The organism is Nanhaiella sioensis (genome assembly GCF_046557775.1).
Classification (GTDB): domain Bacteria; phylum Bacillota; class Bacilli; order Bacillales; family SM2101; genus Nanhaiella; species Nanhaiella sioensis.
This window is the reverse complement of record NZ_JBKAEG010000001.1, coordinates 2623135-2647797: the sequence shown is the minus strand read 5'-3', so window position 1 is coordinate 2647797 and position 24663 is coordinate 2623135. Positions and strand designations below refer to the sequence as shown.

Annotated in this window: 18 protein-coding genes; 6 read left to right on the top strand and 12 right to left on the bottom strand. The window is 35.9% G+C overall.

Translation table 11 applies throughout. The features are described 5' to 3' along the window. Positions 1–3: 3 nt before the first annotated feature. The gene (locus V1503_RS12195; RefSeq protein ID WP_410627235.1) at positions 4–1173 is read right to left on the bottom strand and encodes an ATP phosphoribosyltransferase regulatory subunit; all 1170 of its coding nucleotides are present in this window, start codon (positions 1171–1173) and stop codon (positions 4–6) included. Between the two features lie 1083 nt (positions 1174–2256). On the opposite strand from V1503_RS12195, the gene V1503_RS12190 reads away from it, so the two are divergent. Further along, positions 2257–3417, top strand: a complete 1161-nt coding sequence (locus tag V1503_RS12190; RefSeq protein ID WP_214484219.1) for a cation:proton antiporter — start codon at positions 2257–2259, stop codon at positions 3415–3417. Between the two features lie 267 nt (positions 3418–3684). Here V1503_RS12190 and V1503_RS12185 read toward each other — a convergent pair whose 3' ends face one another. The 7 genes from V1503_RS12185 to V1503_RS12155 form a co-directional block, all read right to left on the bottom strand. Next, positions 3685–4218, bottom strand: coding sequence for an acyltransferase (locus V1503_RS12185; protein WP_410627232.1), 534 nt, complete (start codon positions 4216–4218; stop codon positions 3685–3687). Continuing rightward, positions 4215–4862, bottom strand: coding sequence for a pyrophosphatase PpaX (gene ppaX, locus V1503_RS12180; RefSeq protein WP_214484221.1), 648 nt, complete (start codon positions 4860–4862; stop codon positions 4215–4217). Before ppaX ends, V1503_RS12185 begins: the two co-directional genes overlap by 4 nt. Then, the gene (locus V1503_RS12175; RefSeq protein ID WP_214484222.1) at positions 4852–5796 is read right to left on the bottom strand and encodes a nucleoside recognition domain-containing protein; all 945 of its coding nucleotides are present in this window, start codon (positions 5794–5796) and stop codon (positions 4852–4854) included. The genes ppaX and V1503_RS12175 overlap by 11 nt, the downstream gene beginning before the upstream one ends. 114 nt (positions 5797–5910) lie before the next feature. Next, on the bottom strand, positions 5911–6723 hold the full coding sequence (gene lgt, locus V1503_RS12170; protein ID WP_410627229.1) for a prolipoprotein diacylglyceryl transferase: 813 nt from the start codon (positions 6721–6723) through the stop codon (positions 5911–5913). A gap of 44 nt (positions 6724–6767) precedes the next feature. Continuing rightward, a complete protein-coding gene (gene hprK / locus V1503_RS12165; protein WP_320257625.1) occupies positions 6768–7697 on the bottom strand; it encodes an HPr(Ser) kinase/phosphatase in 930 nt (309 codons plus the stop codon). A 510-nt stretch (positions 7698–8207) separates the two neighbouring features. After that, the gene (locus tag V1503_RS12160; protein WP_410627227.1) at positions 8208–9317 is read right to left on the bottom strand and encodes a DUF4097 family beta strand repeat-containing protein; all 1110 of its coding nucleotides are present in this window, start codon (positions 9315–9317) and stop codon (positions 8208–8210) included. 116 nt (positions 9318–9433) lie between these two features. Continuing rightward, complete coding sequence (locus V1503_RS12155; RefSeq protein WP_214484226.1) at positions 9434–9742, bottom strand: DUF4870 domain-containing protein; 309 nt, start codon at positions 9740–9742, stop codon at positions 9434–9436. A gap of 561 nt (positions 9743–10303) precedes the next feature. Between V1503_RS12155 and V1503_RS12150 the strand changes: the two genes are divergently transcribed. Both V1503_RS12150 and V1503_RS12145 read left to right on the top strand, forming a co-directional pair. Beyond that, positions 10304–12025 carry a methyl-accepting chemotaxis protein gene (locus V1503_RS12150; RefSeq protein ID WP_410627224.1) on the top strand — a complete coding sequence of 574 codons (1722 nt, stop codon included), beginning with the start codon at positions 10304–10306 and terminating at the stop codon, positions 12023–12025. Between the two features lie 525 nt (positions 12026–12550). After that, positions 12551–13882, top strand: a complete 1332-nt coding sequence (locus V1503_RS12145) for a sodium-dependent transporter (RefSeq protein ID WP_410627222.1) — start codon at positions 12551–12553, stop codon at positions 13880–13882. A 144-nt stretch (positions 13883–14026) separates the two neighbouring features. Here the strand turns inward: V1503_RS12145 and uvrA are convergent, their stop codons facing one another. The 4 genes from uvrA to V1503_RS12125 all read right to left on the bottom strand — a co-directional run bounded on the left by uvrA (position 14027) and on the right by V1503_RS12125 (position 21963). Continuing rightward, complete coding sequence (gene uvrA, locus V1503_RS12140; protein ID WP_410627220.1) at positions 14027–16906, bottom strand: excinuclease ABC subunit UvrA; 2880 nt, start codon at positions 16904–16906, stop codon at positions 14027–14029. Between the two features lie 10 nt (positions 16907–16916). Continuing rightward, positions 16917–18893 carry an excinuclease ABC subunit UvrB gene (gene uvrB / locus V1503_RS12135; RefSeq protein ID WP_410627218.1) on the bottom strand — a complete coding sequence of 659 codons (1977 nt, stop codon included), beginning with the start codon at positions 18891–18893 and terminating at the stop codon, positions 16917–16919. 648 nt (positions 18894–19541) lie between these two features. Continuing rightward, positions 19542–21608 (bottom strand): heavy metal translocating P-type ATPase, encoded by a 2067-nt coding sequence (locus V1503_RS12130; RefSeq protein WP_410627216.1) that lies wholly within the window; start codon positions 21606–21608, stop codon positions 19542–19544. A gap of 22 nt (positions 21609–21630) precedes the next feature. Further along, a complete protein-coding gene (locus V1503_RS12125; protein ID WP_410627214.1) occupies positions 21631–21963 on the bottom strand; it encodes an ArsR/SmtB family transcription factor in 333 nt (110 codons plus the stop codon). A gap of 221 nt (positions 21964–22184) precedes the next feature. On the opposite strand from V1503_RS12125, the gene V1503_RS12120 reads away from it, so the two are divergent. The 3 genes from V1503_RS12120 to V1503_RS12110 are packed head-to-tail and all read left to right on the top strand — an operon-like array spanning position 22185 to position 24539. Beyond that, the gene (locus V1503_RS12120) at positions 22185–22445 is read left to right on the top strand and encodes a FeoA family protein (RefSeq protein ID WP_320257618.1); all 261 of its coding nucleotides are present in this window, start codon (positions 22185–22187) and stop codon (positions 22443–22445) included. Further along, positions 22436–23173 carry a FeoB small GTPase domain-containing protein gene (locus V1503_RS12115; protein ID WP_410629426.1) on the top strand — a complete coding sequence of 246 codons (738 nt, stop codon included), beginning with the start codon at positions 22436–22438 and terminating at the stop codon, positions 23171–23173. The genes V1503_RS12120 and V1503_RS12115 overlap by 10 nt, the downstream gene beginning before the upstream one ends. Then, complete coding sequence (locus tag V1503_RS12110; protein WP_352223919.1) at positions 23169–24539, top strand: nucleoside recognition domain-containing protein; 1371 nt, start codon at positions 23169–23171, stop codon at positions 24537–24539. The genes V1503_RS12115 and V1503_RS12110 overlap by 5 nt, the downstream gene beginning before the upstream one ends. Positions 24540–24663: the final 124 nt, after the last annotated feature.

The following is a 24663-nucleotide window of genomic DNA, read 5'->3' as shown; positions in this document are numbered from 1 at the left end:
ATTTCAGCTTTGTTCTCCTATAAAAAAAGAAACCTGTGCAAAAGATTTTGTATAAGCATCGACGTTCGTAAGGCCAGATATATCTTGGAGTATGACACGCTCACCATTCTTTCTACGTTCGTCTGCAAACTCGATTGCTCGTTTTAAGTTATCAGAGCTGTAAATGACGCTATGAATAAGAGGTTCTTGACCACAATATCCAAGCGCTTCTAATAGACGATCTATCCTTATTCCAAACCCTGTTGCTGGTGCATCAACATGAAATTTGGATAGTAGATTATCATAGCGCCCACCGTTTCCAAGTAAGAAACCTACTTTTTCTGCATATACTTCAAATAAAAGACCTGTATAATAGCTCATATGGCTCAATAATGTAAGATCTAATTTTATAAATTTGGAAACACCAAACGATCGTAGGTGCTCACATACTAGTTGCAGTTCCAGAAGCAATTGTTTACCTCTCTCCCCGTCAACAAGCTGCATAGCATCCTCTATGATATTTTCGTCACCACGTAAATGTAATAATTGTAATAAACGTTGTTTATCAATAGATGATAGAGACAAACCTTTCACATGTTCTTTATATCCGACAAAGTTTTTTTCATATAAGAAGCGTCGCAACGTGTTAGCACGTTCTTCATTACCGACCGTTTCTAAAAATAATTCATTAACAAATCCGATGTGACCAACAGTAACTGCAAATGTCTCTAACCTAATATTTTGTAATAAAGATACTAGCAGAGCAATCACTTCGGCGTCTGCACTTAGTGTCTGATCACCTATACACTCAATTCCAACCTGTTCAAACTCTGCTGGACGTCCCCCCTCGCGCTGTTGAGCGCGATAAACGTTTGCTGAATAGGCAAGACGTAACGGGTTCTTATTTGCTAATAATTTTGATGCAGCTACCCTAGCAATAGGGGCTGTCATATCCGGCCGTAAAACTAACGTATGACCTTGCTGGTCCAAGAGTTTAAACAGCTGCCTATCCGCAATCGCTGATGATGACCCTACGGTATCATAATACTCTAGCGTTGGCGTCTCAATTAGCTGATAACCCCATTGCTCAATCCCCCTTAGTAACTCACTCCTAAGTTCTTTTTTAGTTTCATACAAAGAAGGTAATGTGTCTCTCATACCTAATGGCTTTTCAAACATAAAAAGCTTCTGCATTTCAATCCGCCCTTTAGTTAATAATTTGTGAATCTTCAGCGCCTTAGGCATCCCTTACAAGCATCGGAGGCCATGTCAATTACGCGCTAGCTACATAGAAATTTATTCCAAAATTGAACCAAAACACTTTAGTTCGCTAATTTGCTAATAAATTAAAGTTTTTAGTATTGTAACTTGGCTTTTATCATCCGTCAAGATACAAATTGTTATATATTGCTCATGATTTAATTTGTTCACAATGAGGTTTTATTATTTTGAAATAATATTATATAGAGCTTATTAATTTAATCTTCTTCTACTTATACTGTAGTGACCTACAGGTAGCTGTATTCTAAAAGGTGTCTGTGAGAAGTTAAAAAAATACCATATTGCATAGATACAGCATTAAATATACAAATAATGGGTGAATATCCATATTAATAAATGGCTGTTTACCTAAAGATTGTTGTTTCTCGTAATAAAAAACAAACACGTATACAACTAAAACTGATGGCACTTTTTCTTGATTAAAACAAATTCCAGCTTATAGTTTAGAAGCTACAGCAACAATTTTTACCAACTGAGCCTAATTAATTGACAAAATTATAATGTTTATTTTATTATCATTTATATAATTAAATTTTCTCCTAAAGGGGAGTAGCTTTTACAGCAAAGTCGTCATTACGGAGTATCATACTCTCGGCTTTGTTGGCAACATACGTTGTTAGCGAGACCTTTATCATTTGGTAAAGGCCTTTTTATGTAAAAAACCTTTACCATCATTGGTAAGGGTTTTTTTGTGAGAAAAATAATGAATAGAGTACCAAAAGTTACTTCATTCATTCTAGATAAAAAATGATGGAAAGGAGAGATACTAATATAGCCTACTATTACACAAGTTGAATATTACGAAAGAAATCATTAATTCTTGAATCTTTTTAAGAAGTGAGTCGTATTAAACATTGGAGTAATATTGACAAAAACACCACTAAACACGGATGTTTACTGAGGAATTATTACTTTTTAAAGGTCTTTTATTAGGGAAAAAGAATTCTACGAGCACTATAGTTGATTATTACGTATACAAAGAGGGGGAGATAAGCAGTGCTTATTATTGAATTAGCAGCTATTTTATTTGCTTCAAAAATAGCAGGGGATATTAGTGTCAGGCTAGGCCAGCCATCTGTTCTAGGTAAGTTATTAATAGGGATTGTATTAGGCCCTACCGTTTTAGGAATCGTTAACGATACAGAAATCTTAAGTGAAATTAGTCAAATCGGTGTCATTTTATTAATGTTTATTGCGGGCTTAGAAACCGATGTTGATGAATTTAAACGCACTGGAAAAGCTTCAACTTACGTAGGTGTACTTGGAATCATCGTACCTTTATCAATCGGATATTTATCAGGAGTAATTATTGGTTTACCTACATTTGAAGCTATATTTCTTGGATTATTACTTTCTGCTACAAGCGTAAGTATTTCAGTCCAAGCATTGAAAGAAATGAATAAGCTTAAATCAAAAGAAGGTGCAACGATATTAGGAGCAGCTGTCATTGATGATATTCTCGTTATCGTATCATTGGCCTTTTTAATGAGCTTAGCAGGTGGGGATGTTCATTTAGGGGAAGTAATTATAAAGAAAGTTATCTTCTTCGCCGTAGCTATAGGCTTAGCTTGGAAAGTAGTCCCTTGGGTATTAAATAAGTTTGCACCATTAAAAGTAACTGAGTCAGTCATTTCTGCAGCCTTAATCATTTGTTTTACTTATGCGTTTATCGCTGAGTATGCAGGTGTTGCAGCAATCATTGGTGCCTATATTGCTGGTGTTGCGATCAGTTTAACTAATCATAAACATGAAGTGTTTGAAAAAGTGGAAACAATCAGCTACTCGATTTTTGTACCTGTATTTTTCACATCAATTGGTGTTACTGTAGAATTATTCGGCATTGGTGATAACATTGGACTAATCGTCATTCTTAGTATCGTAGCTATCCTTACAAAACTGCTTGGTTCAGCAGTTGGTGCAAAAGCCGCTGGATTCAATTGGAGAAGTTCTATGGGTATCGGATCTGGTATGGTATCAAGAGGTGAAGTAGCATTAATTATTGCAGCGATTGGACTAGAAGCCGCATTGTTAAGCCAAGAATTATTTGCAGTAATTGTAGTTGTCGTCCTAATTACAACAATCGTTACACCACCTATGATGAAGTGGTTTTTCTCCGAAAACAAGCATGAAAACAATAAAGTGGAGACGACTGGGTAGTCTCATCAAGCATGAGAGGGCATTTTCCCCAAGCAGCTAAAAATTGAAAGGCTTGATCGAAGTCCCGTGAAGCACCGAAGGTACAATTTACTTTAGGATGAAGTGATCTGAAGGGACTAGGTTGACGCAGCATTTTTACTAACTAAAAGATTAACCTTTAAATAGGCAATATTTATTACTAGCTCCAAAAGCAGCTACCAACTCGAGAAAAGCCTATATCATAAATAAGAACCTGTTTGTTGAAACAGGTTCTTTGCTATGTAAGCATTAGCTCATGATTTGATCGGTTACACCATTTTCGATACGTTTTTCCATCTCTTCTTTTGTGTAAATCATTTGCATGGGATTCCCGCCTACAAATGCTCCAGCAGGTACGTCTTTATGTACAAGCGTCCCTGCAGACACTATCGCACGATCACCAATTACTACACCAGGTAAAATAGTGGAGTTAGCCCCAATTAGCACCTCATCTCCAATTATAACATCGCCAAGACGGTACTCTTCAATTAAGTATTCATGTGCTAATATTGTTGTATTGTAGCCGATCACAGTATTTCGTCCTACAGTAATTTTTTCTGGAAACATGACATCTAGCATTACCATTAATGCAAAAGATGTTTGTTCGCCAACTTTCATTCTTAAAAATGTACGATATAACCAGTTTTTCATCCCTAAAAATGGCGTATAGCGAGCTGTTTGGATAACGAGAAAGTTTTTTACTACTTTCCAAAAGGGAACTGTTTTATATACATGCCATAATGAATTTGCTCCATTTACAGGATATCTTGTTGTTTTTCTCACTGATTCTCAGCCTTTACAATGGAGAGTAAATCACTCATTTTATCTAAAACATAATCTGGGCTGTATTGTGTTAAATGTTCTCTACCTTTAATCGCCCACCCTACGGCGGCAGTTTTTGTACCAGCATTTTGCCCTGCCAACATGTCATGATGATTATCACCGACCATAATCGCTTCATGTGGAAGAGCATTCAGTTGCTGTAATGCTTTATGAATTGGCTCAGGATCTGGTTTTGCACGTTCAACATCATCTAAAGTAATGACAACATCAAAGAACTGATCTAGGTTTGTGAGCTTTAGCCCCATTGTTGTCGTTAACCTCATTTTTGTTGTCACAATTCCTAACTTGAATTTTTGCTCGTGTAGTGCTTTAACGGTATCAAACACACTATCATATTCCTTTACGAGTAAATCATGATTTGCTAAATTAAACTCGCGATAGGTTTTTACCATATCCTCAACACGATCTTTATCTACTGAGTGTAATGATTCGTACAACGGTGGGCCAATGAATTCGAGCACATCTTCTCTTGAGTAATCATTAGGGTAGTACTGCTCTAATGTATGCATAAACGATTGGATAATTAATTCATTCGTGTCAATCAATGTTCCGTCTAAATCAAACAGTATCGTCTTAATGGTCATAGTTAGCTTCCTTTCTGTTATGCAACTCTGCTTTTTTCCATATAAAAGCGACAATCATCGTTAATAGTATTGCAACGAAAACACGTATTAATAACAATGGTAAAATTGGAATTCCTAAAGGTATAAATACGAGTGTATCTTCAATAACAGCATGGCATGAAACGAGAAATATAAATGCAAGTACAGTATCTTTTTTAGACACACCGTCTTCCTTCACTGCTTGAATCATCACACCAGATCCATATGCAAGTCCAAATAAAAGTCCAGCTGCTAAGGTTGTTGACGTATTCTCCTTCATACCTAATAATTTCGTCAAGGGAGACATCCACTTGGAGAACGTCTCTAACCATTTTAGATCTTTTAATATTTGTATACCGATCATAAGTGGAATAACGATAAGTGCAAGTTGTAAAATACCTATTAAGCCTTTTTCTACCCCAGCCATGATGATACTTCCCCATCCTGTAACAACTTCTTCTTCCTTGGATATCAATCCATATTGAGCTAACTCATTTCCGCCTGCCCATAGAATATTAATCATGAAAGCTGATATAACTGCTAATCCTATACGAGTAACCATCATTATCCAGAGCTTTACCCCTACTCTTGCAGCAACGCTTGACTCTATTATCAAGTTATGAGAAAACGATAACATCACAGCTAAAATAAATACTTCTTTTACAGTCAAATCAAGTGTTAAAATCGCACCGATAGCAGCATACAGATTGAGAAAATTACCTAGAACCAACGGGATTGCTGCATCTCCTGATAGTCCAAACAAGCCCATCAAAGGTGATATGCCTTTCATAATCCATTGTAGAATAACAGTGTATTGTAAAATCGTCACTATTAATGTAACTGGAAAAATGATTTTCCCTAATGTCCATGTTGTCTGTAACCCTACAATAAACCCCTTTTTAACTGACCCAACCAAATTCCCACTCCTAGCTTTTTAATTAGAATAATAACAAAATGTAAAGCAATTGGTAAATACCCAATTGCTTTACATTTGTTCACTTTGAACGTCACTTATTATACTGTTTAGCTTCTATGAATCTTTATACCTTTTATCTGCATACCCTTTTACTCGTCGGACTATAATCATAGCAATTGCAAAACCAATTAATAACAACGAGATAAACTGCGCAACACGTAAGCTTTCAGTTAGCATTAAGCTGTCTGTTCGCATTCCTTCAATGAAAAAGCGGCCAAATGAATACCAAATGACATACGTTAAGAATAGCTCACCACGTTTTAAATTAACTTTTCTTAGCAGTAGTAAAATAATAAATCCAGTGAAACTCCAAATTGACTCATATAAAAATGTTGGGTGATAATACGCTCCGTTAATATACATCTGGTTGATTATAAAGTCTGGTAACTGTAGGTTCTCCAAAAACTCCCTTGTCACAACACCACCGTGTGCTTCTTGATTGACAAAGTTCCCCCATCTACCGATAGCTTGTCCTAAAATGATACTCGGTGCAGCGATATCTGCAAGCTTCCAAAAAGAAATACCTTTTTTCCTCGCAAAGACGATAGCCGTTAACACCGCCCCAATCAAACCACCGTGAATGGCTAAGCCACCTTGGTTAATCATTACAATTTCTAAGAGATTTTCTGAATAATAATCCCATTTAAATATGACATAATAAAGACGTGCTGAAATAATAGCAATCGGTACTGCAAATAATACTAAGTCTACAAACGTGTCTTTATGAAGACCTCTCTTTTCTGATTCCTTGACAGCTAAATATAAACCTAAAATGACACCGATACCGATGATCGCTCCATACCATTGAATCGACAATGGACCAAGTTCAAGAAAAACACGATCTAACGGCTGTATTTGCTCTTCCATCCTCTCAACTCCTAATATTTATTTCTACATTAAATATGTATACCTTATAGCTCTTCACTATCTTCAATGACATCAGCTAATCTATTTGAAAATTGTTCTGCAGCATCCATACCCATCCTCTTTAATCGAAAATTCATAGCTGCTACTTCAATAATGACTGCTAAATTTCTTCCTGGACGAACAGGAACTGTTAAATGTGTTATTTCTGAATTAATAATTTTCATTTTATCTTCATCAAGACCAACACGGTCATATTGTTTAGCTTGATCCCAAAGCTCTAACGTGATCACTAAAGAAATTCTTTTAAAATTCCGAACTGCTCCCGCACCAAACAATGTCATGACATTTATAATTCCTAAGCCACGAATTTCTAGTAAGTGTTCCAACAGATCTGGTGCGTTTCCTATTAAGGTGTTTTGGTCTTCTTCACGAATCTCAACTAAATCATCAGCAACTAGTCTATGCCCTCTCTTCACTAATTCAAGAGCAGTTTCACTTTTTCCAACACCGCTTTTTCCTGTAATTAATACACCTATACCGTATATGTCTACTAACACACCATGAACCGCAGTTGTAGGTGCAAGCTTACTTTCTAAATAGTTTGTTAAACGGCTCGTTAAGCGTGTTGTCTTCATTGATGAACGCATAACAGGTACTACCTCACGCTCAGAAGCTTCAATTAACTCTTCAGGAATGTCCAAATCTCTTGAAATAATAATTCCTGGGGTAATATCAGTACATAATTTATTCATACGAAGCTGTTTTTCCGATTTTGTTAACTTATCATAAAATGAAAGCTCTGTTTTACCTAATAGCTGTATTCGTTCTGCTGGATAATAAGTAAAATATCCCGCCATTTCAATCCCAGGTCTAGATAAATCACTCGTAATAATCGGTCTATTTATCCCATCTTCCCCACTTATCAACTCTAACTGAAACTTATCTATAATGTCTATCGTTCTAACCTTAGGCATAGAAACCCTCCTTTTTGAACACTCACAAACACTTTCTTTATTTTATCAGTTTTTTTCCCTACTAACAAAGAAGAAATGCCAAAGCCTATAGATTAGTCCAGACTAGCATTGGAAGCATTTCATTTGAAGGCGTTTTTTGACTTCGAATGAAATGCTGAAGTAGCCTCGAAGGACTAGGAGGCAAAGCTAGACAAACAAGAAATGCCTAAGCGCCATGAAACCCCTAAACAGTACTGGATCCTTTTCATTTGAAGACACTTTTGAAAAGTTGAAGCGACTCTAAGTGAGACGCTGAAGCTAGACAGCCAAAAGGGCTTAGCAAACCTTACAAGTCTTGAGTCTCCATCCATAAAAGCACTTATTGACTTTTTTCGTATGAAGGGGAGTGGCTGAAGGTGCTTCGAATTAATATCTATCAGACCCTTAATTGAAGTGATCGGTAAACGATAAAAACTCCACTTCACAAAGGTAATCCCCTTTGTAAAACGGAGTGTAGAAAAGTAATCCTCGTTAATCGTTACTATGTGTAGTAACGTGTACTGAGCCACTTTTTGAATCAGCAAATAAATGAAGCGGTTCAGTTGCCTTATCATTTACCGTAAACCTTAATATTTTTTGCACAATTTCGTCTTTTTCCTCAATAATATTAATATTAGGCACATAACATTTTACTTTACCTACACTTGACTTCAAATCACCTTCCATTGTCAATCCGTCTGGGACAGTAATATCTATACTACCCGTTGTCGTCTTAGCAAAAACGGTATGCGCTTTTTCATTGTTTATCTTACATTTGATACTGCCAGTAACACTTTGTAGGTCTACTCTTTCAAAGCTACCTCTTACATTAATACCACCATTAACTACTTCAGCCTCACAGTCACGACTATAGCTATCGAACACGTCAACAGCTCCATTCGTGGTCTCAATTTCCATCTCATCAACATGCATGCGTTCTAATGTCACTGAACCGTTAGATGTTTTTGCTTTATAGTCTTTCACCTTAAACCCTGTACTAATAACCGGCCCATTGAATACCCGAATTCTGATCTGGCTATAATCTTTCTCAGGAATATAAATTTTTGTATGAACCTTCATTTGTTTTTTCTGAACAGCAAAACGCATTAGACTATTATCAGTGGAAAATAGCACGTCTTGTAAAAATACTCTTCTTGCTTCTTCATTATTTTCGACTTTGTATACTTTCGCCTCACATTCAATTCGAACATCATTTTCATTCCACGGTATTAGCTCAACACTCCCGTTATACACATCTAAATCAACCTTATCAATGAATACATTCGAATTTTGAAAGATATGATGAACGTCAACCGAAGGTCCAAAATTAAAGTCTAAATCTAAATTCTTCACCTTCTTTACTGCTGTATTCATGAAGTCAATGAGTTTTTCTTTCGTTGAAGCTTGCTTTGTTTCACGACTATACGGACGTTGTTGAGCATTTTCATAGTCAATATCTGTCGATAAGTCCGTAGTTACTACTTGCTCCTCTTTTCCCTTTTCCTTCTGATCATCTAGTGCTTCTAAAAGTGTTAACGCTTCATCAGGTGATAATTTACCTTCTTCAACCATTTTCAATATCCGTTTACGATCTTCAACCATTTAAAACACCCTCACTTTTCTCTTCAATTTTTTTAATTAAAGTTTTTTATTAAGCTAGTTTTTCTGTAGAGATTGGACCTATAACAATACTCCATTCACTCTATTTTACTTACAGTTTATTGAATCAGTACTTGGATGCCTCTAATAATATTCCAAATAACTACTCCTACATTTACAATGATAATGATGACTATTGGCCAAAATACTGTTGTAAAAGCTACACCTCCAGAAAATATATCTATAAATGCAATAATGATAGCAAGTATGATAGATACAAACGGTAATAGGTGTGAAACAAAAGCACTCTTCGCATGTGATTTAACTTCATTACTTTCAGTTACAAAATATGCAACAATCGGAAATAAAAATGGTGCAAAAAACACGCTGAAATAACTTAATGAAGACAATAATTTATTTATATCCACAATGACATCATCTCCTTTAGCCTATTATACGAATATGAGCCAGAAGAAGTTTCATGAATTTTCCTAAAACTATTTAAAAATTAATAAATGATGGTTAAATATTAAATTCTCTATTAGTTGTCCTTATTTTTATAGGAAAAAAGTTTGATTACAACACAACTAATGGGACATCTTGTCAATTTAGTGAAAAGCTATTAAAAATAAAATATTTTTTCCTTATGTGTTTTACAAAATGGTAAAATAAATAAGATAAAAATTTCGTCAATAGAGGGATTTCATCAAATTATGCCGAATTGTTTCGGTACGGATAAATATTATACGACAAAATCTGGATATTTTTTACATATTTTACATTAATTAGTCCTAAAGAACTAAACAGCATGCACTATCTCACATATTTTACGAATTTTTTTCTGTACGCAAATTAGCAAGACAAAGAATTTTTTCGATACACCTAATTGGAAACGCATTCAATTATAACGAACAATAAATTACTCACGTACATGAGAATGATGCTTGATTTAGTTGGCTCACAATAATTTATAGGAGGAGAATTTATTTATGCGTTCTTTTTTTACTAAAATCTTTGATATGACAATAAGAATGAAGCTCATTTTACTCATGGTTTTTGTCACAATTACTGTTATCACATTAGCCATCAGCCCCATTGTAAGTATGAACAGCTATAAAGGTCACATTGAAGAGAAATACAATAATCGTTTAGCCGTTATTGAGGATTTACATTTCATACTTGGCAAAATTGATGAAGCCCATGGGATCGTTGTCGATTTTTCTAATTCGTATGATGAATCAATGGTTACAGATTTAGATAAATCGATGGAACTGATTGATAGTTTATTAAACCAATTCACGGAAAACCCGTTATTAGATTATTACAGCACGGAAGATTCACAACACCTAGATAGCATAATAAAAAATTACAGTCAATTTGAATCCAGTTTAAAATCTATAAGAGAGCAAATGCTTAATTTTGATTTAGAAACCTTTTTAATAGACTATGATTTAGAAAAGAATAGCTACCTTACATTAATGCAAGCATTTTCAACTCATGACAGAGCCTCCTTCCAATACCTTTTACAAACTGAAACAGAGTTAGAAAAGCTTGCTGAGAACATCATTTTCACAGTCATCATATTCTCTATTACATTAGTTATACTTATCATTTCTTTTGCTAGCTGGGTTTATATAAGCACTTCTAAAGATATTGTAAAGGTTATTAATAAATACAAAGGCTTATCATCTGGTGATTTTAGAATTAGTACAGGCTCAAATAAAAAGAATGAATTAGGCAAACTAGCTGATAATATTGATGGTTTAGTAGAAGTATTGAAAACAACCTTTTTGGATATAAAAGAATTTGTTGAGAAATTAAAGAACCTTTCTGTAAAGACTAAGACTAATATGACAAGTAGTAATACCAATATTGAAAATACTGCAGGGGCAGTAGAGGAAATAACTAGAGGGGTAGATCAACAAGCCAGTGCAGCTGAGGATTCTTTACTACACGTAACTGAATTAACAGATAAACTCCATGTAACGGTTGAATCTTTGGACATGTTTAAGAAGAATGTAACTAAAACAGATGATGAGATTAACTCTTTTTCTAAGAGTTTAGCTAATGTCTCAAATAATTCTAAAGACGTAGAAGAAACGAACAACACATTATTAGTTTCATTTACAGAGTTATTGTCCAGTTTCGAAAATATAGATGAGTTATCTAAACAAATTGTAAATATTGCTTCCAGCATTAAAATTGTGTCCTTAAATGCATCAATTGAAGCTAATAGAGCAGGGGCAGATGGCAAAAGCTTTAATGTAGTGGCAGAAGAGGTAAGAAACTTATCAACACAAACATCAGAAGTTTCTAAACAAATTTTAGAAGTTGTGAAAGTGAATGTTGATAAAATGGCTAACTTCCAACAATTATTACAATTTGCAAATAATAAAAATGAAGAAAATGGTAAAAATACAACAATCGTCATGAATAGCTTTGAAGACGTTAGTATTCGTTTTAATGCTATGTTAGAGGAACTATCACTAATAAATAATAACCTTATAGACGTTCAAGAAAAGGCGACTATGATCCAAAATAACGTAAGCGAAACAAGTGCAACAAGTTTGCAAACAAGCGCTGTTATGCAAGAGATTTCCAGCAGTTTTGAAAAACAAGTCGATTCGATGAAGGAAATAGCAGATTACACGAATGAGCAAGTGACATTGGCTAATGAACTTAGTGAAAAGTCTAGTCAATTTAAAATGTAAGAACAATTATTTCTTAGGAGCTTACTAATCATATGCATGCTTAGTTCCTACATGGGTTTCCTAACAACCTATATTCACGGTCTGCACCCACGCTGCATAGCACAGCAAGGGTGCAGACCTTTTTGTTATAGAGATTCACCTTCGTTGTTGTCTTTCTTACGAAGGAATTTAACGGGGTACCACTTAAGTTCGTGGCATATCCAATATTAGAATAAAAAGTCAAGTAATAATAACAATGAATAGAGCGTAGAAAAATAATGGGGGTGGAGAGGTCCATCACATTTTACGCTTACTAATACTCGTTCACTTTTCATGACTAATTTGAATTCGATTGTGTTTCATGTTAATGTATTCATTAACTTTTTTAGCTTGGCTATTTTCGTATTAATAGCAGTAAACACGTATCTTTTCTACTATAAACCTCTGACAAAAGGGTATAATATATCATTGTTATTTTGTAATAACAACAATGAACCATACGAAATGAGCTTTTAGCATATCGCAAAGAAAGGTGATTTATACATCATGAAGAAAGAACAATGGAATTCAAAGCTAGGTTTTATTTTAGCAGCTGCAGGCTCAGCAATCGGGCTAGGAGCTGTTTGGAAGTTTCCATATATGGCCGGCACAAATGGGGGCGGGATTTTCTTTCTCCTGTTTTTACTTTTTACACTTCTTATCGGCATGCCTATGTTGTTGGCTGAGTTTGTCATTGGCAAAGCAACAGGTAAAAATGCCATCTCCGCTTTTAGACAATTAGCCCCTCGATCCCTATGGTACGGAATTGGTTATTTAGGTGTCATTGCAAGTTTTATATTATTATCTTTTTATAGTGTTGTGGGTGGCTGGATCATTTTATATTTGATTAGAAGTGCATCGGGGAACCTGAGCAACCTTCCAACTGAATCTTATGGACAACTATTTGATTCAATCATTGCAAGTCCACTAGAAGCAACGATTGCACAATTTTCATTTATTCTCTTAACTATACTTGTTGTGCAAGGTGGGATACAAAAAGGGATCGAACGAGCTAGCCGTGTTATGATGCCGGCTCTATTTCTTCTTTTTATCATCTTAGTTATCCGCTCATTAACACTTGATGGTGCGATAGAGGGGGTAAAATTCTTCTTACAGCCAAATGTAGGAGAAGTTACAAAAGAGACCGTTTTTCTTGCATTAGGGCAATCACTTTTTTCATTAAGCCTTGGAATTTCCATCATGGTTACATATAGTTCATACTTACCTAAAGAAGAAAATATTGTTAAATCAGCGTCATGGATTGTAACATTGAATATTGTCATATCTTTATTAGCAGGACTAGCTATATTCCCAGCTGTTTTTTCCCTTGGTTTCGAGCCAGATACTGGTCCAGGACTAATATTTGTCGTTATACCTGCTGTATTTAATGAGTTAGCATTTGGCGGTTTATTTCTAACAACATTCTTATTATTGCTATTATTTGCAACGTTAACTTCCTCCTTTTCAATTTTAGAAATCATCGTAGCTGCGCTGATTAAAGAACAACAAGAAAAAAGAAAAGTCGCTACTTGGATTGGTGGGATCATTATTTTCATTGTAGGTATCCCGTCAGCATTATCATTTGGGATGTTGAAAGATATCAAAGTATTTAATAAAACAATATTTGATTTAGCAGATTACTTTGTAAGCAACATATCTCTACCTGTGGGATCATTACTTATTTCGTTATTTGTCGGTTACCAAGTAACTCGCCCAATACTAGAAAAAAGTTTTAATGTTTCATCACAGGTTGGGAGCTATTTATTTCGATTTTGGTATGTTAGCGTTCGCTTTCTCATCCCGTTAGGCATATTCCTAGTTCTATTTTTAGGAGCTTAATACTTAACGAGCAAAAGACACTGGGATTTATCCCAGTGTCTTAAATATAATCCTTTATTTAGATTTTCGTATTTATAAAACGATGATAATCGCACATAAACACATCTTGCCAATATAATTAAGCCTTTAATTTTACGAACAGCCTTATTTTTTCAGGACAAGCTCCTCTTTTTCTTTTATCATTTCTTCCATACGCTTTCGATCTCGTTCTAAAATAGGCTTTAAATATCTCCCAGTATAAGAAGCGTCTTGCTTAACTACCTGTTCAGGTGTCCCTGTTGCAATAATTTTCCCACCTTTATCTCCACCTTCAGGGCCAAGATCAATTAAATAATCAGCTGCTTTAATAATATCTAGGTTATGTTCAATAACTAAAACTGTATCTCCATTTTCTACAAGTCTTTGAAGTACCTTTAATAGCCTTGAAATATCATCTACATGTAAACCAGTCGTTGGCTCATCTAAAATATAAAGAGACCTTCCCGTTGAGCGTCGGTGTAATTCCGATGCTAATTTTACCCGCTGAGCCTCACCGCCTGATAACGTCGTAGCAGGCTGTCCAAGCGTGATATAACCTAAACCAACATCGTAGATCGTTTGAAGCTTTCGTCTTATTTTAGGAATATTTTCAAAGAAAGTGAGTGAATCCTCTACAGTCATTTCTAATATCTCTGATATATTTTTATCCTTATACCTCACTTCTAACGTTTCACGATTATAACGTTTCCCATGACATACCTCACAAGGAACATAAACATCAGGTAAAAAGTGCATTTCAATTTTTATAATTCCGTCACCACGGCACGCTTCACAGCGACCACCTTTAACATTAAAGCTAAAACGCCCTTTTTTATATCCTCTAACCTTTGCTTCATTTGTTGCGGCAAATACATCCCTAATGTCGTCAAACACACCAGTATATGTAGCTGGGTTTGAACGTGGAGTTCGTCCGATTGGTGATTGATCAATGTCAATAACCTTGTCCAAATGGTCAATTCCTTTAATTTCTTTATGCTCACCAGGTCTTGATTTTGCCTTGTGAAGCTTTTGAGCTAAGGATTTATGTAAAACCTCGTTAATCAGTGTACTTTTCCCTGATCCAGACACACCTGTAACAGATATAAATGTACCTAAAGGAATTTTGACTTTCGCATTTTTTAAGTTATTTTCCTTTGCACCAACGATTTCAATATAACGGCCATCCGGCTTACGACGTTCTGTTGGTAGAGGAATAAACTTGATTCCCGACAAGTATTGACCAGTTAATGATTTTGGATCATTCATAACTTCTTCAGGCGTACCTGCAGAAACAACCTGACCACCGTGGATTCCTGCGCCTGGGCCAATATCAATTAAATGGTCAGCTGCTAGCATAGTATCCTCGTCGTGTTCCACGACGATTAATGTATTACCGATATCCCTCATGTTTTTTAACGTCTGAATAAGGCGGTCGTTATCACGTTGATGCAATCCAATCGAAGGTTCATCTAGAATATATAAAACACCTGTTAACCTTGAACCAATCTGTGTCGCTAAACGAATTCTTTGGGCTTCTCCCCCAGAAAGTGTTCCAGCTGACCGGTGTAAAGTTAAATAATCTAGTCCAACGTTGTTTAAAAAGCCTAAGCGCTCACTAATCTCTCTTAAAATCATATTAGCTATTGTCATTTCTTTGTCAGTCAATTTAAGGTTTTCAAAGAAATCCAACGCTTCTGTAATAGAAAAAGAAGTAATTTCACCAATATGCTTCTGATCAATTAAAACAGCTAAACTCTCTTTCTTTAAGCGATAGCTTTTACATGTTGGGCAAGACTGCTGTGCCATATACTTTTCCATTTGCTCACGAATATAATCCGAGCTCGTTTCACGATATCTCCGCTCAATATTAGGTATGACCCCTTCAAAAATAATATGATTTTCGCGCACTTGTCCAAAGTCATTTTCATAACGGAAATAGATCTCGTCATTCCCACTACCATACAATACTTTCTCAAACAAATGCTTTGGTATGTCCTTTACAGGTACATTCATATCTATTCCGTAATGATCACAAACAGCCTTTAACAATTGAGGGTAGTATTGAGAGCTTTGTGGTTCCCACGGAGCAATAGCATGTTCTAGTAATGATAGATCCCAATTAGGAATGACTAAATTAAGATCTACTTCAAGCTTGGTACCTAGTCCATCACAACTTGGACACGCTCCAAATGGACTGTTGAATGAAAACATTCTCGGCTCCAATTCCCCTATTGAAAATCCACAATGCGGGCATGCGTGAAGCTCACTAAATAACAGCTCCTCTTCGCCTATTACGTCAATGATTACTTTACCTTCACCTAACTTCAAAGCCGTTTCTAGTGAATCTGATAGCCTTGAAGCAATGCCATTCTTGATGACAATCCGATCGATGACGACTTCAATTGAGTGCTTTTTGTTTTTTTCTAATGTTATATCTTCTGTAAGCTCGGTCATTTCCCCATCAACACGAACACGAACATAACCTTGCTTTTTAATTTCCTCAAAAGTTTTCACATGTGTCCCTTTACGCCCAGAAACGATTGGAGCAAGAACTTGCATTTTCGTTCTCTCAGGGTATTGCAAAATGCGATCAACCATCTGCTCTATCGTTTGAGATGTAATTTCTATATGATGATTAGGACATACCGGACGACCTACACGAGCATATAATAGCCTTAAATAATCATATATTTCAGTAACTGTACCGACTGTTGAACGAGGGTTACGACTTGTTGTTTTTTGGTCTATCGATATGGCCGGAGAAAGCCCATCGATTGCATCGACATCAGGTTTGTCCATTTGCCCTAAGAATTGACGTGCATATGCTGATAATGATTCAACATAGCGCCGTTGGCCTTCCGCATAAATCGTATCAAATGCTAACGAAGATTTACCTGAACCAGAAAGACCAGTTAAGACAACAAGCTGGTCTCTTGGTATTGTGACGTCGATGTCTTTTAGATTATGAGCTCTAGCTCCTTTGACAATGATTTTATCCTTTACCATGCTCTTATTTTCATCCTTCCGCTTTTAACTCGATCAATATGTCACGCAGTTCAGCTGCACGTTCGAAGTGGAGCGCTTTTGCAGCAACCTTCATTTCTTTTTCCATATCTGCAATTAGCTTTTCTCGTTCTTTTTTGGTCATTGTTACTTTTGGCTTGTTTGTTTCGTAAGTTTCTTGATTTTCCGCTGCATAAGTTGCCTGTATGACATCTCGAACTTCTTTTCTTATTGTTTTTGGCGTAATGCCATGCTTTTTATTATGAGCTTCTTGTATTTCACGGCGCCGCTTCGTCTCTTTGATTGCAATATCCATTGAGTTGGTCACATGATCAGCATACATAATGACTCTTCCATTTTCATTACGTGCAGCCCTTCCCATTGTCTGGATAAGCGACCTTTCCGATCTTAAGAATCCCTCTTTATCGGCGTCTAAAATAGTAACTAGAGAAACTTCCGGTATATCTAAACCTTCCCTTAATAAATTGATACCAACGAGGACATCAAATTTACCGAGTCGGAGATCACGTATAATCTCTATTCGTTCGAGCGTTTTAATCTCTGAGTGAAGATATGTAACCTTTATACCTATTTCTTTGAGGTAATCTGTTAAGTCCTCTGACATTTTCTTTGTCAATGTTGTAACTAGCACGCGTTCCTTCCGCGCTATACGCACTTGAATTTCCCCGATTAGGTCATCGATTTGTCCTTCAATTGGACGCACATCAATTAATGGATCTAAAAGCCCTGTTGGACGAATGATCTGTTGAACCATTTCAGGGGAATGCTCTAACTCATACGGACCAGGTGTCGCCGATACATAGACTATTTGGTTTACATGCTCCTCAAACTCTTCAAAACGTAAAGGGCGATTATCTAATGCTGATGGCAACCTAAAACCATGATCTACGAGCATCTGTTTTCGAGCTTTATCACCGTTAAACATTCCTCGAATTTGTGGTAATGACACATGTGATTCGTCAATAACAATTAGAAAATCATCAGGAAAATAATCGATCAACGTATATGGTGTAGATCCCGCTTCCCGGAGTGTTAAATGACGCGAATAATTTTCAATACCAGAACAAAAACCCATTTCCCTCATCATTTCCAGGTCATATCTAGTACGTTGCTCTATTCTTTGAGCTTCAAGTAATTTGTCATTGTCACGAAGCTCTTTCAAACGCTCTTCAAGCTCTTGTTCAATATTTTTCATGGCAATTTGCATTTTTTCTTCTCGTGTTACGAAATGAGATGCAGGAAAAATAGCCACGTGTTCACGTTCACCGATAATTTCTCCTGTTAAAGCGTCGACTTCACGTATACGATCAATTTCATCTCCAAAAAACTCAATACGTATACAATGCTCGTCTCGTGATGCAGGAAAGATTTCAACTACGTCTCCACGTACGCGAAACGTTCCTCTCTTAAAGTCAATATCATTTCTATCATATTGAACATCGACGAGTTTTCTAAGCATTTGATCACGCTCAATTTCCATTCCAACACGTAATGATACGACGAGCTCGCTATATTCCTCTGGGGAACCTAGACCATAAATGCATGATACGCTCGCAATAATAATAACGTCTTTCCGTTCTAGCAATGAAGAAGTTGCTGAGTGACGCAGCTTATCAATTTCATCGTTTATACTGGCATCCTTTTCAATAAAAGTATCCGTTTGTGGAACATACGCTTCAGGTTGATAATAGTCATAATAACTAACAAAATATTCTACAGCATTATTAGGAAAAAACTCTTTAAACTCACTATATAGCTGTCCTGCAAGCGTTTTATTATGAGCAATAATTAAAGTAGGTTTATTAACTTCCTTAATTACATTAGAGATCGTAAACGTTTTTCCCGTACCAGTTGCCCCTAATAATGTTTGATGCTTTTTCTTTTGTTTAATACCGTCTACAATTTCAGTAATTGCCTGTGGCTGGTCACCAGACGGTTTAAAAGCTGAGACTAACTCGAACTGATCCATTTTTGATGAAAGCCTCCAATCCCGTAAAAGTTGTATTATCATTGTACCATATTTTATCATTAATTAAACAAAAATACGAACTTATATTCGATTTTTTAACAAACCCCATTACTTAAAAGAAAGAAAATAACAGGGCACTTTTCGTAAACTTTATTGCTATTATTCCTATGAGACCAATAATTTTAATAACATCAACGATAGATGTATACGTGTTTATATGTTAGTACGAAACAACATTTTTTTATTAATAAAGGATTGAAATGGATGAAAATGAAATTAACAGTTTTGCACTCGTGGTATAGCTCGTATATTTTTTAGAGGTTTCTGTTATTTATCGTAGAATGGCATTATGTAGAGTTTTAAAGAAAACTTGGCACGCACAGGGAAAAGTAAACATTAATAAATTGTTATTTACACTTAAGAAAAAGCTTCATTTTCTCATCCAACAGTATGGTATTTATTGTATAATAGCAACTTTTTTGAGCTAGACATTTCTAAAAAATTAGGGATAATTATGGTCTCATCTCTACAATAGGAGCTATTTTTATTTCCGCAAAGAAGATACTTACTACTAATCAATACGTAAGCAAAGCTATAGGGTCTGACCCTAACTGCTCCAACTCATTAACGCAGCGGGTGTCAGACCCCTTATTTTTCTAGCATAATTGTTAAGCTGATGAGTGTCACGAGGATTGTGGCGCCCATGTCTGCTAGAATGGCAATCCATAAAGTAAGCCAGCCAGGGATTGTTAATAATAAGGCAATGACTTTTAATCCTAGTGCTAAAGTGATATTGAGTTTGATCGTTCTATTCACCTTTTTCGCAATGGATACAGCGCTTGGTAGTTTACCTAGATGGTCTTGCATTAAAACAATATCAGCCGTTTCAATCGCACTATCTGTTCCTTTTCCCATCGCTATGCCAAGATCAGCGACCGCTAGAGCAGGTGCATCATTTATACCATCACCAATCATCGCTACTTTTCCATGGTCATGTATATTTCTTATTTTATCGACTTTTTCCTCTGGAAGAAGGTTTGCATAAAAATCTGTTACGCCTACTATTCCTGCTACCTTTTCAGCTGTTTTTCCGTGATCCCCTGTAAGCATAATGGTATGTTTTATACCCTTTTTGTGAAGCTCTTCCATAACATGTTTACTTTCCTCACGTATTTCGTCAGATATACCAAAGATTCCTAACACATGATGTTGATCAGCGACGATAACTAGTGTGAGCCCTTCGCTCTTTAGGCGATCAATATCTAACTGTATTTTTTCATCAAAGTGTATGTGAGGCATGCTTTTTTCATTACCGACAAAATAAGTTTTATCACTAATTTTCGCAATGACTCCGCGGCCAGTGGCCGTTTCTATGTCATCTGCTTCAACGTAAGCTATTTCTTTTTCTGCTACCTTTTTCATGATCGCTTTTGCTAATGGATGTGAAGATTTACTTTCAACAGCTCCTGCAATGTTTAACAAATTGCTATCATATTCGATAATTGTTTCTACGTGAGGCTGTCCTTTTGTTAACGTACCAGTTTTATCAAATGCGATGGACTCAATTTTCCCTAATTGCTCTAAGAAAACACCACCTTTTACGAGAATACCGTTCCGTGCGTTGCGTGTAATTCCAGATACTATCGCAATTGGTGAAGATAATATTAATGCACATGGGCAGCCTACGATTAATACAGCTAAACCTTGATAAAACCATGGTCCCCAAGCATCCCCAAATAACAATGGGGGTACAATCATAACAAGTAAGGAAATGATCATGATAATTGGTGTATAGTACTTAGCAAATTTATTAATAAACTGCTCAGTTGGTGTCTTTGTTTCCTGTGCTTCTTGCACAAGGTGTAAGATTTTGGCCAAGGATGAATCCTCATACGCTTTTAAAATCTTCACCTTAAGGACACCTTCATTATTAATGCTGCCACCAAACACATTGGTGCTTGCTTCTTTTTCAACTGGTAATGATTCACCAGTAATCGCTGCTTCATTCACAGAGCTTTTACCATCTATTACGACACCATCAGAAGGTATTTTTGTCCCAGGCTTCACAAGAACGATATCATCTTCTGTTAAAGTCGAAATAGGAACGATTTGTTCAACACCATTCGTAATTAATATTGCATCTTTTGGCGCAACTTGTAGTAATTTCTCCATTGATTTTCTGGCCTTTTCCATACCAAGTCCTTCAAGGTATTCATTTAAACCGAACAAGATGGCAACAATTGTCGCTTCCTTCCATTCACCGATTGAAATTGCTCCAATTAAAGCGATGGTCATTAACGTATCAATATTGAATTTAAAACGAGCCAAATTTTTAGCCCCTTTTATAAATGTTTGATATCCACTGATGACAATTGCCACAAAATATAATGAAACAGCTAATAGAGTTGGTATTGATGATTCAAATAAAATGGTTAACAAAAATAACGTCGTAGAAATCCCTAAGTGCATCTTTATTTTATTTGTGTTATGGGAATGGGAATGTGAATGATCATGACCTTCAGTTTTTATAAGGGATGCACCATCACTAGCAAGAATTTTTTTAACTTTGTTGAGGTCGATGCTTTCATCAACCTTTAACTTAGACGAGTTGTATAATAAGGCAGCTGATTCACCATGATCTAGCCCTTTAATCTGCTTTTCCATATCAGCTGCACAATTCGCGCAGCTCAAACCTTCAATTTTGTACTCTTTCATTGTCTAGCTCCTTTTTACTATTCTAATGATGTAGAGCATGGTTTATAGTTTGTTCAAGAATATCCATTACATGTTCATCGTCTTGAGAATAGAATAAAGTTGTGCCTGCCCTTCTGTATTTCACTAATCGTAAATTTTTTAAAAAGCGTAGCTGATGAGATACAGTTGATTGCAGTAAGCTTAATTTATCCGCAATTTCATTTACTGAGCATTCTTGAGTTGATAACAAATGGAGAATTCGAATTCTTGTAGGATCAGATAAAGCCTTGAACGTTTGAGAAACGATAAATAACGTTTCTTCATCTAATTCCTCATAAGCTGTTTTTATATCAATAAGATCTTTTTTGTCAGTCATTCATAATCACACCTCTTTATTAATATTTATATGTTCATATGCTCATATTGACAATAATTTATTTCAAAATTATCATAGCTTTCTTATAATCGTCAATAAAATTCTTACAATTAATTAAATAAAGTTGACAATTAGGCACTTACTACATATGATGTAATTAAAAGTTGGTCGAGGGAAACATATTAAGTTTCACCCACACATTTAGGCCAGGGGGAATATTTATGAATAAATCCAATAAAATAAATGAATTGTACCATTTTACTTCTGGAGATGAAGTGAAAATTGATCGGTTAGATATCTCTGGAACAATGAGAAGAAGATTACTAGACTTGGGCTTCGTTCCTGGAGCGACTGTAAAAGTCCTACAGCGTAGCCCTTTGGGTGATCCAATTGCATTTGCGGTCAGTGACACTGTCATTGCTTTAAGAAAAGAAGAAAGCTCTAAAATTTATGCTACGAAAATAGGAGGGGAATCACGTTGAGTACATTTACGATTGCGCTCGCAGGGAACCCCAATACCGGAAAAAGCACGTTATTTAATACTCTTACTGGCTTACGACAACATACTGGTAACTGGCCAGGAAAAACGGTATTGCGAGCTGAAGGAGATTTTGAATATCAAGAAAACCAATTTAAAGTGATAGATTTACCAGGAACATACTCATTATACTCAAATTCAGCCGACGAAGAAGTAGCAAGGAATTATATATTATTTGAAAAGCCAGATGTTACAGTCGTTGTTATAGACGCAACTGCGCTAAAAAGAAATTTAAATTTAGCGCTACAAATTATGGAGATGACAGACCGAGTAATTGTCTGTGTCAATTTAATTGATGAAGCTAAGAGAAAAGGAATTCATATTAATGAAGAAAAACTAGCTAAAACTCTTGGCGTTCCTGTAGTAAAAATCTCTGCCAGAAACAAAACAGGAATTAATACTCTGTTAGATCAAATAAATAAAATGTGCCTTAGACAAATAGAAACTAAACCATACCAAATTCAATATAACGATGAATTGGAGGAGGAGATTAATAACCTCATTCCAAAAATTCAAAATGTGCTTGGCACTCACTTACCTTTGAGATGGATTGCACTGCGTATTTTAGATGGAGATACGAGCTTAATAGAAGAACTTAAGCTTCATTTATCAGGAAAAAAGGAGGTTCAACACCTTGCAGAGTCAAATTCAGTTCAACCAGGATGCCATTGATCAATTATTTGCTCAAGGGTCAGTAAGCTCTTCTGACGATAGAACGAGAGATCAAATTGTTTCTAAAATTTATGAAACATCAAATGCCATTACATCAGATGTTTTGACGTTCGATCAGCAAGATAGATTTCAAAGATCTGAAAAGATAGATAAAATTCTCACTTCTCCTATTTGGGGCTTCCCGATTATGCTAGCAATTTTAGGGCTCATATTTTATCTAACAATCGCAGGAGCGAACGTACCATCTTCTATGCTAGCCACATTTTTTGGCACCATCGAAGGTTACATTACGGCTGCATTTAATGCGGTAAATGCACCAGATTGGTTACATGGGGTATTAGTATTAGGACTATATAGAGGGACATCTTGGGTCATAAGCGTCATGCTACCACCAATGGCGATCTTCTTCCCTGTCTTTGCTTTACTAGAAAACTATGGGTATTTGCCTCGTGTAGCATTTAATATGGATCGGTTATTCAAGCGTGCAGGCGCACATGGAAAACAGTCGTTAACGATGGCGATGGGCTTTGGATGTAACGCCGCTGCTATCATGTCGACTAGAATTATAGAATCTCCACGGGAGAGAATGCTAGCAATTCTTACAAATAACTTTGTACCTTGTAATGGACGCTGGCCAACAATTATTTTAATGGCATCATTGTTTATGGCTGCAAGCTACACTGGAGGTACTGCCACACTTGTTACAGCAGCAACTGTTATGGGCATCGTCTTATTTGGTATCGTTGTTACATTATCAGTATCTTGGGTGTTATCTAAAACTGCTTTAAAAGGTGTTCCAACTCACTACACGTTAGAGCTCCCACCTTATCGTAAGCCACAATTTTGGAATACTATTGTAAGAGCTACGCTTGATAAATCTGTATTTGTGTTGAAACGAGCAATTATTATCGCTGCACCAGCAGGTGTACTCACATGGGTCTTCGCAAACATTTATATTGGGGATACGAGTATCTTAATGTATGTTGTCAACTTCTTAGATCCATTCGCACAGCTGCTCGGTCTTGACGGCTTTATCTTAATGGCATTTATTTTAGGGTTACCAGCAAATGAAATTGTCTTGCCAATTTTATTAATGGGATATTTATCTACAGGTGCTATGCTAGAGGTAGAAGATTTAAATTCTTTAAAGAATATCTTCATCGATAACGGATGGACTTGGTTAACAGCCCTTAATGTCATGCTGTTCTCATTGCTCCATTATCCTTGTGGAACAACATTAGTAAATATATATAAAGAAACTAAAAGTGCAAAATGGACATTTTTATCATTTCTCATTCCTACACTGATTGCTGTGGGTGTAACATTTATTATCGCACAAGTCGTAAGAGGTCTAGGCCTAGTATAACAGGTCTAACCCCCATCACTTTTAAAGTGCATAAGTGATGGGGGGTTCTTTTTAACTTTAATTGGTTCTTTTTGTAAACTTTATTTATTGTTATTAAATTAGTACTATAAATAGTAATTTTTTA